This window comes from Vibrio sp. 10N.222.54.A3, assembly GCF_041474095.1.
Classification (GTDB): Bacteria; Pseudomonadota; Gammaproteobacteria; order Enterobacterales; family Vibrionaceae; genus Vibrio; species Vibrio crassostreae_C.
Genome location: NZ_JBFRTN010000142.1, coordinates 9,614 through 10,135 on the forward strand (window position 1 = coordinate 9,614; position 522 = coordinate 10,135).

At 42.0% G+C, this 522-nt stretch carries 1 pseudogene; it reads left to right on the forward strand.

Going from position 1 to position 522, the window contains the following annotated elements:
* Positions 1-259 precede the first annotated feature (259 nt).
* Positions 260-522 (forward strand): annotated as a pseudogene (locus tag AB4507_RS21830) (nuclear transport factor 2 family protein); the annotation flags it as partial.

A 522-nucleotide genomic window follows, 5' to 3' on the forward strand; every position in this document is an offset into this window, starting at 1 on the left:
AGAGTTGGAACTGGTTTGAGGATAGCTACGCAGTATCTAAAGCTTATCACGCCAAACAGTAACCACAGTGACCAATTAGGTTGTAAAGGCTCGATATGCTGTAGACGTATATCGAGCTTAACTTGGTTTTGAATAGCGACGCGAAGAGCCTATTCAACAATCCGACAGTTAAAAGGACACCTGAGACAATCTAGTTCTGAGTTTCAGTGTACGAGCCAAATAACGTACTTTGGCACTATTAAGTTTGGAGAAACTATTTATGAGCAATAAGCTAGCGAATGCGACTAATCTGTATATGGAAGGTATCCGAGATGGTCATGCATTAGAGGCGGTAACGAAGTACACCGGTCAACGTTATACTCAACATAGCACTGGGGTTCGCAACGGTATTGATGGTTTTGTTGAGTTCTTCGAACCCTTCTTAAAACGCTGCCCTGTTAGAGACATAAAGATCATACGCTCAATCGTCGATGGCCAATTCGTGTTTGTCCAAGCATTCCAAGATATTAATAATGGCGAATA